The following is an 11318-nucleotide window of genomic DNA, read 5'->3' on the forward strand; positions in this document are numbered from 1 at the left end:
CGATGACAGCGTCCCTCTCCCCGTCACTATACGGGGAGAGGATGCCGGCAGGCAGGTGAGGGGCAGCACCAAACTCGACAGGGCGGCGGACCCCAACCCGCCGCCCGTTTTTCCAATCCAGGATATCTGATGAACGCTTTGCTCACATCCGCCGTGGCGGGGCTGACAGCCGGAGGCACCTATGCCTTGCTCGGCGTCTGCGCCGTCTTCACCTACCGGCTGGTCGCCGTGGTCAATTTCACCGGCGCCGCGATCGGCACGGCCGGGACCTTCGTGCTGATCGCGCTCTACGAAGCCGGTTTCCCGATCTGGCCGTCGGTGGTCGCCGGTATAGCGGCCGGCACGATGGTCGGCGTCGCCATCGGCACCATCATGACGCGGTGGTTCGGCGAGGCCAGCGCCTCGACCAAGGCGGCGGTCACCGTGGCGCTGCTGGTCGGCATCATCGCCATCGGGCTTCGCCTGACCGGGGGCCAGCATCCGCACAACATGCCGGAGCTGTTCCCGGGTTCCGCCTTTCGCATGGCCGGCGTCGAGGTGACGATCGCCTCGGTGCTGACGATCGGGCTGGCGGCGCTGTTCACCGTGCTGGCCGATCTGTTCCTCAACACCACCAAGGTCGGGCTCAATCTGCGTGCCCTGGCCGACCGGCCGATGGCGGCCGAACTGCTCGGCATCAGGGTGCAACTCCTGTCGTTGCTGGTCTGGGGCATGACCGGCGCTTTCACCACCTTCGCGCTGATGATCATCGCGCCGCAGCGCTCGCCGAATTTCATGACGCTCAGCCTGCTCGTCGTACCGGCACTGGCGGCCGCCCTTGTCGGCCTGTTCCGCAGTTTCTGGCGCACACTGGCTGGCGGCATCGTGCTTGGCCTTGTCGAAGGCATGGCAAGCTCGGTCGACAGCATCAGCCAGTACCGCAGCGCCATTCCGTTCCTGGTCGTGCTTGCCGTTCTGCTCTGGTCGCAACGGGAGGCCCGTTGGGATGAAGCGCGCTAGTTTGAAAGCCTCCCTGGTCGTTGTCATCGCGGCGATCGTCCTGGGCGGCGTCATCGCCGGGCTGCTGCCGTCCTACTGGGTGTTCCTGGCCACCTCGGTGCTGATCACCGGCGTCGCGCTGCAAAGCCTTGGCCTCGTCGCCGGCCGCACCGGCATGATCGCGCTCTGCCAGATGTCGTTTGCCGGCGTCGGCGCCTGGACCGTCGGCTATCTCAACCTCGCCGAGGCACCTGGCGGCCTGGCCGTGTGGATCCTAATCGGCGGGCTGGCGGCGGTGCCGCTCGGCGTCGCCATCGGCCTGCCGGCGCTGCGGCTGCGCGGCATCAACCTCGCCATCGTCACGCTGTCCTTCGCCACCGCTTTCGACACCATCCTGGCAACCATGACCTATCCCGGCCAGACCGATTTCCTGCAGGTGCCGCGGCCGGAACTGTTCGACGGCGATGAGGGCTATTTCGTCTTCGTACTGCTGTTCTACGTCGCGATTGCGATGGCGCTGGAATTCCTCAGCCGCTCGCGCCTCGGCGCCTCCTGGCTGGCGGTGCGTCACTCCGAACGCGCGGCGGCGGCGCATGGCGTCAGCATCGCCACCGCCAAGCTCTCGGCTTTCGCTATCAGCGCCTTCATCGCCGGCATTTCGGGCGGGCTGCTGGCCGGCTATCTCGGCACGCTGGTCTCCGAAAATTTCAGCATGATGCAGTCGCTGTCGCTCTATGCGGTCGCGGTGATGACCGGCGCGCATTTCGCCGAGGGCGCCATCATCGGCGGCCTGCTGGTCGTCATGTTCCCGGAAATCCTGCGCCGGCTCGACCTGCCGCAGGACATCGGCAATGTGCTGTTCGCCATCGGCGCCACGCAGGCCCTATCCACGGGCGAGACGATGAGCGAGACCTTTCGCCGGCAGCTGCGTAGACTGGTGCCGGCGCGCATAAAAGCGGCCGCGTCGGCGCCGGCAAGCGACCTGCCGGCCCCAGTCAGCCGCGCTGCCGGCCCGGCTCTCAGCGTCGAGAAACTCACGGTGCGCTATGGCAGCGTGGTCGCGCTCGACGGCGTCAACCTGACAGTTACGGCCGGCACCGTCGCCGGGCTGATCGGCCCCAACGGCGCCGGCAAGTCGACCTTCATCGACGCCGTCGCCGGCTTCCTGTCCAGCTATGAGGGCAGCATCAAGCTCGGCGGCAAGCCGCTCGAAGGCATGCCGGCGCATCTGCGCGCCCGCGAGGGTGTGCGCCGGACCTGGCAGACCAACCGCATCGCGCCGGAACTCACCGTCGGCGGTTATCTGGCGCTCGCCGCCAAGGGCCTGTCGGCGAGCGAGACCAGGGCGATCCTTGGTTGGCTGGATTGTCCCGATCCCAACACGCTGGTGGTCTCGGTCGACGCCGGCACCAGGCGCTTGCTCGATGTCGCCGGCGTGGTCGCTGCGCGCCCGGCGGTGCTGCTGCTCGACGAACCGGCCGCCGGCCAGTCGCATGAGGAGACGCTGCGGCTCGGGCAACGCATCGCCGAAATCCCAAAGCTGTTCGGCTCGGCGGTGCTGCTGGTCGAGCACGACATGGACCTGGTGCGGGCGGTCTGTTCGGAGGTCACCGTGCTCGACTTCGGCCGCGTCATCGCGTCCGGTCCGCCGGCCAAGGTGCTCGACCTGGGTCCGGTGAAGAAAGCCTATCTCGGCATCGAGGAAGAGAGCGTGGCCGCATGAGCAAGCTGGTCGTTTCCAACCTGTCGATCAACCGCGCCGAATTGCCTGTCGTGTCGTCGCTCGACATTTCGGTCGAAAGCGGCGCCATCAGCGTCGTGCTCGGCGCCAACGGCGCCGGCAAGACGACGCTGCTCGAAGGCCTGTCGGGCATCATCCCGGTCGCCGGCGGCTCGATCGCCATCGACGGCCGCGATATCCACAAGGCACGGCCTGGCGTGCGCTCGCGCGAAGGGCTGGCCCATGTCGAGCAGGGACGCACGGTGTTCCGGCAATTGACGACCGAAGAGAACCTCAAGGTGAGTTTGCACTCGGGGGCCGATCTCGCGGAAGCCTATGCGCTGTTTCCCGAACTGGTGCAGCGCCGCACGGTCAGGGCCAGCCTGCTGTCGGGCGGCGAGCAGCAAATGCTGGTCATCGCCCGCGCGCTGCTGACACGGCCCAAGGTGCTGCTGATCGACGAGATGTCGGCAGGCCTGGCGCCGGTCATCGTGACGCGGCTGATGAGCGCGGTGCGCAAGCTCGCCGACAATGGCTTGGCGGTACTGCTGGTCGAGCAGTTCGCCGCACTCGCGCTGTCGATCGGCAACCGCGCCTATGTCATGCGGCGCGGCCGCGTCGTCCATGATGGCGACTGTATGAAGCTGCTCAAGTCGCCGGACGAACTGCACCGGCTCTATCTCGGCGGATAGGACGGCGTTCATTCGTTGAATCGAGGTCCGGCGCCATCTTCTTGTTCAAGCACGGTCTTTTCCCGCTTGGCAGAAAACAACCGCGCGCCAGTCATGCTGGACCTCCTTGAACGCCGCTGAACAGGGCAGCACGTTCTTTGCCGGCCCACGCTCCGATCATTAGCATTTGTATCTGATCCGAGTTGATTTCCTATCGGGCCGTTAATGCGGCCATGCTGTTAATCAGCATTTGCTAATGATCATTCCGAACCTAAGGCAAGCCATGACCAAGAATCTCGGCAACGCACGTTACATGCCGCCAAAGGATGCCAAAGTCTCCTTGTTCGGCAAGGCCGCACCAGCTCTGTTCCCGCTTGTCGCGGCGGCGCTGGGCTACATGATCGGCAAGCAGTTCTTCGGCATCTAGGGCCTGGTGCAAACCATCCACTAATGTCGCTTGCCGCCTATGCCTTGGGGGCTGCCGGCAAAATCTTCGCGGACAGAGTCTTGGGACGGCGCCGGGGCGTCGGCGGAAGGCGGCTCCCAGCCGAAGACGCTGCGGCCGCCGAGCTGGTGCGACTGGTCGAATTCGCCGGCGACGATCTCCTTCAGGCTCGGCCCGGTGACGTAGCGCTCCAGCCGTCGCGCCTGGCCGTCCAGCCGTTGCAAGGCGCCGAGTTCCTCCTCATTGCCGAGCTTTGCCTTGCGGACCGCCGATTTCATCACCGCGATGGTCTCGTCATAGACTTTCAGCGGCACCGGAAAGGGATGCCGGTCCTTGCCACCATGCGCCAGCGAGAACCGCGCCGGATCGGAGAAGCGGCACGGCGCGCCATGCACGACCTCGGCCACCATCGCCAGCGCCCGCACCGTTCGCGCGCCGACGCCAGGCACCAGCAGCAATTCGGGAAAATCCGCCGGTCCGCTTTCGATCGCCGCGGAAATGTTGCCGTGCAGGCGGCGCATGACGATATCGCTTTCGCGGACATCATGATGGGCGGGCATGATCAGATTGGGCAGCATCGGCTGGGCGGATTGCGGCCTTGCTGAAGGTTCGATTGCCGCAAACTCGCGCACGATGCTGTCGGGACCGAGCTGGCGCAACAGGTCCAGCTGGCCGCTGCGCGAAGCCTCGGCGCGGTGGTCGGTCAGATTGACGATCTCGCCCTGCCGCTCGCCCTCGATGGCCGCATGCGGCTCGTCGACGAAACTTTTCAGGCCCTCCGAGAGCCAGTGGTAGCGGCGCGCCAGTTTGCTGTCGCCGTTCATGCCTTGCTGGACGACCACCCAATGGCTGTCGTCGGTGACGATGAAGCCGTGCAGATAGAGATCGAAGCCGTCCTGCACGGCGGCGCTGTCGACCTTGGCGACCAGCCGGCTGGCCGTGGCCAGAGCCTTGCCGTCGATGCCGACACGCTCGCCGATCGCCTCGAGTTCATGCGGCGTCTTGCGCGAGTGGGTGCCGCGTCCGCCGCAGACATGGATGCCGAGTTCGCCCGACAGCGGTGTCAGCCCGCGCTTCAGCGCGCCGATGACGCTGGTGGTGATGCCGGAGGAATGCCAGTCCATGCCCATCACCGCACCGAAGGACTGGAACCAGAACGGATGCGCCAGCCGGCGCAGCAACTCGTCGCGGCCATAGTGGTGAATGATGGCTTCGCACAGCACAGCGCCCAGGCGCGTCATGCGATCGCCCAGCCATTTCGGAACCCGCCCGCCATGCAGCGGCAGGTCGGCGCTGCCGCTTCGCTGCGTCACGTGATCATACCTCCGGCCGATGAGTCGGGCACCGGCAGCCTCGGATAGAGATGGCATCGGGGCGACGATTTGCAAGCGGATGCGCGAACGCCCGTTCAGAACCTGAATCAGGTCGGGGCTTTATCTCATTGTGTGACAATGATTTTCTTCAACCGCTTCTTTCTAAACATGGACGTCGCCGAAGGAGAGTTCGCCGTCGTCGCCAGGCGTCAGGAAGGCAGCCGCCAGGAGGCCGGCGTAAAGGAGGGCAACCACGGCGACAATGACCGCGCCCGGAATGGGACCGAGCGCAGCGGCGCTGACGGCCTCGCGCAATGTGCCGACGAAGCCGGCCGGCACAGCTTGATCGATCAGGCTCGGCGTCGACAGTTTGAGGATCCAGGCGAGGAGCAGAATCAACATCATATGCAAGTAGTTGCGGCGCAAACGCCGCGCCAGCGCCACCCTTTGCGAGACCAGGAATTTCGGCGCGCGCAGGCTTTCGCCGACGATCAGCAGCCAGTCAGAAGCGAAGTCGGGCTGCGGCGAGAAGATCTGAGCGAAATAGTTGCGCTCGAACTGGCGCACGCGGGCGCGATAGACATCGAAGAACCGGTAACGACGCGCCTCGATCCACAACAGAAGGAGCACCAGCAGCATGGCGAAAAGCAGCACGCCGTGATGGGCACTGGCCGTTGACAGCGACACTGACAGCATGGCGGCGACAACGGTGATCGCCCAATTGCTTGTACGGTCGAGGCGGTCGCGCCAACCGGCCATGCGGGCGATCTCGGCGCGGTGGAAATGCGACATCACGGTGACCAGTTCGCCTGACGAAAGCGGCCTGCCGATGGGCGTTGCCGGAGCATCGTTCATGGCTCCCTCCAACCAAATAAAACGCATCAGATTTGATCTCGTTCCGTAGCGTTCGGAATGGCCAAGGGAATCTCGACATCCTGGCAGGGTTCGCAGGCCTGGTCCGGCCGGTCACTCCGGCCCGGCGATCCAGTCGACCAGCAGGGCGGCAAAGCCGAAGGCAGCGGCGATGGCGCAGACTTCAGGCCAGCCGCCCGAGGCCCAGGCGATGCCGGCGAGCATCGAGCCGATGGCGCCGCCGATGAAGAAGATGCCGACGAACAGGCCGTTGAGGCGGCCGCGCGCCTTCGGCTGCAGCAGGTTGATGGCGCGGCGGCCGAGCGTCTGGTCGCCGGTGACGCCGATGTCGAGCAGCACGGCGCTGACACCCATCGGCGCTAGAGACCATCCGGTTCCGGATTCAGCGGCGCCGGCCCAGGCGGCGAGCCCCATCGCGCCGATCAGCACGAGATGGCAGGCGATGGTCGCCGGGCGCGTCCAGCCACGGTCGCCGGCGCGGCCGAACAGCGGTGTGACTATCGCGCCGCTTGCGCCGACCAGTGCGAACAACGCGATGCCGCGCTGGCCGAGGTCGAAAGGCGGCTGCGCGAGGCGCAACGCCACCGCCGTCCAGAACAGGCTGAACGTTGCCATCACCAGCGCTGCCGTCAGAGCGCGGCGCCGCAGCACCGGCTCGTCGCGCAGCAGGTCGAACAGCGAAGCGATCAGCGCGCCATAGGACGATCGCGCTTCCGGGCGCCGCCGGGGCAAGGTGAAGGCAAGCACGCAGCCGAGCACAATCAGGGCTGCGGCGCTGATTGCGTAAAAGGCTCGCCAGCCCCAGGCATCGGCAATCAGGCTGGCCAGCGGGCGCGCCAAAAGGATGCCGACCATCAGCCCGCTCATGACATCGCCGATGACGCGGCCGGCCTCGCCGGGCGGCGCCATCGAGGCGGCGATCGGCACCAGGATCTGGATCGCCGAACAGGCGGCACCGAGGATGAACAGGACGATCAGCAGCGAGCCGGCGGTGGGCGCCATTGTGGCGACGCCAGCCGCCAATGCCGCCGCGACCAGCATGCGCAGGATCAGGGTGCGGTTTTCGGCAAGGTCGGCGAGCGGCACCAGGAAGAACAGGCCGGCGGCGTAGCCGAGCAGGGTGGCCATGGCGACGAAGCCGACGCTCGCGGCACCGGCGCCGAGCGATGGCCCGATCAGGCCGACCAGCGTCTGCGGAGCGAACAGGTTGGTGACGATGATGCCGACCGCCGTGGCAAACAGCAGCGTCTGCGGGCCGGTGATGGTCGCGGCCGATCCGGCCATCTGGCCGTCATTGGTATCGAGCACTGGGGTATCGAGCATTGAGTCCTCAAGGATTTGCATATCGCGAGAGGACTTTATGCCAAAGCGTCATCATGCTACAATTCAATCAATTCGATAATGATTATGCGAGGTGCGCATGAATATCCACGACCTCGAAGCCTTCATCGCCGTGGTGGAGACCGGCTCGATCGTCGGTGCCTCGGCAAGGCTCAACCTCACCCAGCCGGGCGTGACGCGCCGCATCCAGAACCTCGAGGACGGGTTGGCGACATCGCTGCTCGACCGCCAGTCGAAGCCGCTGAAGCCGACCGCTTCCGGCCGCGAGGCCTATGAGCATGGCCGCCGCGTGCTGCGCTCGCTCGAAGATCTCAGGGCCGGCGTGTCGCCGCAAGGCGAGGTCAAGGGCGAGTTCCGCCTGGGCATCATGCCCTATCTCTCCGACGCCGCCCTGGCGCTGCCGCTCGACAGCCTACGCGCTGCCTTTCCGCAATTGACGCTGCGCATCTCTTCCGGCTGGTCGCCAAGGCTGGTGGAGCAGGTGGCGCGCAGCGAACTCGACGCGGTGGCGGTATGCCTCGCCGAGGGTTTGGCGCCGCCCGACGAACTGGTCTGCGACGATCTCGGCGTGCAGTCGGTGCTGCTGGTGGCGTCACCCGGGCTCGGCGTGCCGAAGCCCGCCGATCTTGCCTCGCTGTCGCGCTTTGCCTGGGTGATGAACGAAAACGGCTGCGGTTTCCGCGCTTTCATCCGCCAGAGTTTCGACGCCCTCAGGCTGCCGTTCCAGGTCGGGGTGGAGGCGCTCAGCGTCGATCTCAGAATGTCGCTGGTGGCGCGCGGCCACGGCATCGGGATCGTCACGCCGGGCGCCTTCGCCGACAGCCGCTGGCGCGATAGGGTGGAAGTCATCGATTGCCCCGACTTCAAGCCGCAAGTGCGCGCATGGCTGCTGCACCGCCCGCCGGCCGGACGGCTCAGCCGTCCGATCGCGCTGTTTCGCGACGCGCTGATCGAAGGGCTCGAGGTGCCGATGCCGCTGGTGTCTTGAGTGGTGGCCCACTGGCCGTTGTCGTGAGAAGGGCTCCCCAATAGGGTGATTGCTCCGGGAGGGTGCCGTGTCGATCACTATCGGCGTTTACTGGGGGCCGAGGCAGCGCCCCCTCGACGAACTGGTCTCGCAAGCTGCAGCGCACTTTCGCGTTCTGGCGAAAGCCGACGAGGGGGTCGCCCGTTGGGCACCCATGGGCCGATCGCTCAAGCAGGCGATGCTATCCGAGCCTGTCGATACGTCGTCGCCGGACGTTTTGCGCCGTTTCCTGCTGAAGGGGCAGAACAAGACGGACATGCCGCCGCGTCAGCCCATTCCAGAACTTGGGTACAGGCTGTCGCTCTGGAATCGGCGCCGTGGGAATCTGGAAGCGTCGACCTCGATCCATTGCGGAGCCCATTCCCAATATCTGTCCGAAGACAGTCAGAACAATGCCTTGCTCGATTTGCGTTACCTGGATGAGCGGGGGCTTGCAGTCGGTGTTCTCCTGGATGTGTTCCGTAAGACCATCGACACCTGGCAACCCGACTGGGGTACGATCTGGCGATATGCTCATGACGGCCATCCGGCCGGTGCGCCTTGGGACCCCAAGCACGTCCAGTATGCGTTCTACCAATCGCGAAGCGGGATGGGGCCGGCCGGTCGCGGCATCGGACAGCAGCAGCTGCTAGGCAGCCAAGGGCGCCTCTGGATCAACGAAGCGGCGTCGCCCTTTATGGAGAAGGCATAGCGCTTCTAATCCCGTTCCGCCTCCAGCCGCTCGCGAAAATCGTCAAGCTCGGCCTGCGCGATGCCGGCGACTTCGGCATCGCCGGGATAGCTGCCGCCCGCGACCTCGTTGCGGAAGCCTGACAGCGCCTCCACCCGCGCATCCTTCACTGCCTTTTGCAGCACGGCCAGATTGCCCCAGGCTCGCGCATGGCGCGGCAGGCGGGCGCTCTCGCCGCAGATGTCCGAGGTGAACAGGAAGATCACGTCGGCCTCTGCGCCCGAGCCGAGCGACACGGTGACCAGCGAGGTGCGGCGGTTGATTTCGGCCATCACCTCAGCCGCGATGATCTCGCATTCGACGGCAAAGGCACCGGCGTCTTCCAGTCGGCGAAAACGGTCCCACAGGTCGAGCGCCTCGGCTGATGTCTTGCCGACGGCCCTGATGCCGCCGACCCAGGTGGATTTGCGCGGCACGAAGCCGAGATGGCCCATCACCGGGATCTGTTCGTTGGCAAGCATGCGCACGGTGTCGAGACCGCGCCCGGTGATGACGGCGTCGGCGCCCGCCGTGATGGCGGAGAAGGCGGTGCGCAGGTTTTCGTCTGATGTCACTGCGTCGGCAAAGCCGAGTGCGGCGGTGACGAAGACGCGGCGCGACCCTTCGCGCACGCGGGGCACGTTGGCTGCGCGGCAGACCACCATCTCGATGCCGGCGGCCTCTGCCGCCGCAGCCTCTTCCGTCGTTTCGGCCGTCACCTGGGCGGCATGCCGCCCGCTGCCCTTCAGCGCGCGCAGGCTGGCGACCGTCACGCTGCGCTCGACCTCGCGGCCGCCGAAGTCGAAGATGCGTGGCATCTCAGCCCTTCAGCTTCTTGGCATAGTAGTCGGGCGCGACGACGCCGGGCTTGGAGAACCAGGCTGGCACGTCGACGCCGGAATAGAGCAGGATGTTGCCCCATGGGTCGAAGGCGCCGGTGCGCACGATGACCTTGGCTTTCTGGGCCATCTCGCCGAGGATGGTCTCGTGCGTCGTGGTCTCGAAGTCGGCGTCGGGGAACAGCCGCTTCAGCCTGGCCAGCAGCGGCGCATTGTGCACCGGCAGTGTATCGGCATAGCCGACGCGCTCGGCGATCAGGTTGGCGGCGATCGGCGCCAGCACGGTTTCGAGATCGGGCACGTCGGGCGAGATGGCGAGGTCGATGCGCCAGGCGCTCGACGGGATCGGAAAGCCCGCGTCGCAAACGATCATCAAATCGCCGTGGCCCATCGAGGCGATGGCGTGCGACAGTTCGGCGTTGAGCAGCCGGTTCCGGTTCATATCTGTTCCTTCCATGTTGTCTTGAGAGCTTCGGCGAACAGCGCGTCGGCCTGAGCGCGTTCGGGCAGGCCCGGAATGACGCCGAGTCGGGTGCAGGCGATGCCGCCGCAGACGACGCCGAAGCGGACCGCGTCGACGATGTCGCGGCCTTCGGCCAGCGCCACGGCGAAGCCGGAGTTGAAGGCGTCGCCGGCGCCGGTGGTGTCGACCACGGCGACCGGCACGGCTGGCACCATGACATCGAGTTCGTCGGTGAGGATCAGGGCGCCGCTGCGGCCCAGCGTCACCACCACGTTGCGCACGCCGCGCCGGCGCAATTCGCTGGCGAGTTCGCGCGAGGAGCGCGGATCGTCGGCCGGCAGGCCGAGCAGGATGCGCAATTCGCTTTCGTTGGGGGTCAAATAGTCGACGGAAGCGAAGATCGCGTCGGGAAGCTGGCGCGCCGGTGCGGGATTAAGGATGGTGCGGGCGCCGTGCTTGCGGCCAAGCTGCATGGCGCGGGCGGCGGCCGCGATCGGCACTTCGAGCACGGTCATGACGACATCGCTTTGCGCGATGCGCTCTTCGGCCGCGTCGACGGTGGCGGCACCCATCAGCTCGTTGGCGCCCATGTCGAGGATGATGAAGTTCTCACCCTTGTCGTTGAGGATGATGAAGCCGACGCCGGTGGCGCGTTCGGTTCTCGTCGTGACCAGGCTCGCATCGACGCCCTCGGCGGCATAAAGGTCGGTGGCGATGCCGGCCAGCTTGTCGGTGCCGATGATGGCGACCAGCGCCGAGCGTGCGCCGAGCCTTGCGGTGGCCACCGCCTGGTTGGAGCCCTTGCCGCCGGCGCCCATGTCAAAATCGGTGCCGAGCATCGTCTCGCCGAAGATCGGCAGTTTTGGCGCCCGCATGGTCAGGCCGACCGCAAAACTGCCGACGATCGTGATTCTGGGTGCGGTCTTGGGTGTGTTCATC

12 protein-coding genes are annotated in these 11318 nt (G+C 66.2%); 6 read left to right on the plus strand and 6 right to left on the minus strand.

The genetic code is table 11. The annotated features are described in order from the left end of the window. Nucleotides 1–129: 129 nt before the first annotated feature. From FCU66_RS26060 to FCU66_RS26075, 4 genes are all read left to right on the plus strand, one after another. On the plus strand, nucleotides 130–999 hold the full coding sequence (locus tag FCU66_RS26060) for a branched-chain amino acid ABC transporter permease (RefSeq protein ID WP_136616330.1): 870 nt from the start codon (nucleotides 130–132) through the stop codon (nucleotides 997–999). Further along, nucleotides 986–2701, plus strand: coding sequence for a branched-chain amino acid ABC transporter ATP-binding protein/permease (locus FCU66_RS26065; RefSeq protein WP_136616331.1), 1716 nt, complete (start codon nucleotides 986–988; stop codon nucleotides 2699–2701). The genes FCU66_RS26060 and FCU66_RS26065 overlap by 14 nt, the downstream gene beginning before the upstream one ends. After that, nucleotides 2698–3390 (plus strand): ABC transporter ATP-binding protein, encoded by a 693-nt coding sequence (locus FCU66_RS26070; protein ID WP_136616332.1) that lies wholly within the window; start codon nucleotides 2698–2700, stop codon nucleotides 3388–3390. The genes FCU66_RS26065 and FCU66_RS26070 overlap by 4 nt, the downstream gene beginning before the upstream one ends. Nucleotides 3391–3652: 262 nt before the next feature. Continuing rightward, on the plus strand, nucleotides 3653–3796 hold the full coding sequence (locus FCU66_RS26075) for a hypothetical protein (protein ID WP_136616333.1): 144 nt from the start codon (nucleotides 3653–3655) through the stop codon (nucleotides 3794–3796). 20 nt (nucleotides 3797–3816) lie between these two features. Here FCU66_RS26075 and FCU66_RS26080 read toward each other — a convergent pair whose 3' ends face one another. The 3 genes from FCU66_RS26080 to FCU66_RS26090 form a co-directional block, all read right to left on the minus strand. Further along, nucleotides 3817–5127: a DUF763 domain-containing protein gene (locus FCU66_RS26080; protein ID WP_246094010.1), complete on the minus strand. Its 1311-nt coding sequence runs from the start codon at nucleotides 5125–5127 to the stop codon at nucleotides 3817–3819. Nucleotides 5128–5289: 162 nt separating this feature from the next. Further along, on the minus strand, nucleotides 5290–5982 hold the full coding sequence (locus FCU66_RS26085) for a DUF2270 domain-containing protein (protein ID WP_136616334.1): 693 nt from the start codon (nucleotides 5980–5982) through the stop codon (nucleotides 5290–5292). A gap of 111 nt (nucleotides 5983–6093) precedes the next feature. Then, the gene (locus tag FCU66_RS26090) at nucleotides 6094–7284 is read right to left on the minus strand and encodes an MFS transporter (RefSeq protein WP_168991740.1); all 1191 of its coding nucleotides are present in this window, start codon (nucleotides 7282–7284) and stop codon (nucleotides 6094–6096) included. A gap of 136 nt (nucleotides 7285–7420) precedes the next feature. Between FCU66_RS26090 and FCU66_RS26095 the strand changes: the two genes are divergently transcribed. Together FCU66_RS26095 and FCU66_RS26100 are read left to right on the plus strand one after the other, a co-directional pair. Then, on the plus strand, nucleotides 7421–8329 hold the full coding sequence (locus tag FCU66_RS26095) for a LysR family transcriptional regulator (RefSeq protein ID WP_136616336.1): 909 nt from the start codon (nucleotides 7421–7423) through the stop codon (nucleotides 8327–8329). A 67-nt stretch (nucleotides 8330–8396) separates the two neighbouring features. Then, a complete protein-coding gene (locus FCU66_RS26100; protein ID WP_136616337.1) occupies nucleotides 8397–9059 on the plus strand; it encodes an Imm52 family immunity protein in 663 nt (220 codons plus the stop codon). 5 nt (nucleotides 9060–9064) lie between these two features. Here FCU66_RS26100 and FCU66_RS26105 read toward each other — a convergent pair whose 3' ends face one another. Genes FCU66_RS26105 through FCU66_RS26115 form a run of 3 tightly spaced genes read right to left on the minus strand, consistent with a single transcriptional unit; the run spans nucleotide 9065 to nucleotide 11317 of the window. Continuing rightward, nucleotides 9065–9895, minus strand: a complete 831-nt coding sequence (locus FCU66_RS26105) for a 3-methyl-2-oxobutanoate hydroxymethyltransferase (protein WP_136616338.1) — start codon at nucleotides 9893–9895, stop codon at nucleotides 9065–9067. Nucleotide 9896: 1 nt separating this feature from the next. Beyond that, nucleotides 9897–10358 carry a D-ribose pyranase gene (rbsD, locus tag FCU66_RS26110; RefSeq protein WP_136616339.1) on the minus strand — a complete coding sequence of 154 codons (462 nt, stop codon included), beginning with the start codon at nucleotides 10356–10358 and terminating at the stop codon, nucleotides 9897–9899. Continuing rightward, nucleotides 10355–11317 (minus strand): ribokinase, encoded by a 963-nt coding sequence (locus FCU66_RS26115; protein WP_136616340.1) that lies wholly within the window; start codon nucleotides 11315–11317, stop codon nucleotides 10355–10357. The genes rbsD and FCU66_RS26115 overlap by 4 nt, the downstream gene beginning before the upstream one ends. Nucleotide 11318 lies beyond the last annotated feature (1 nt).

The organism is Mesorhizobium norvegicum (genome assembly GCF_004919685.1).
In the GTDB taxonomy this organism is placed as follows: domain Bacteria; phylum Pseudomonadota; class Alphaproteobacteria; order Rhizobiales; family Rhizobiaceae; genus Mesorhizobium; species Mesorhizobium norvegicum.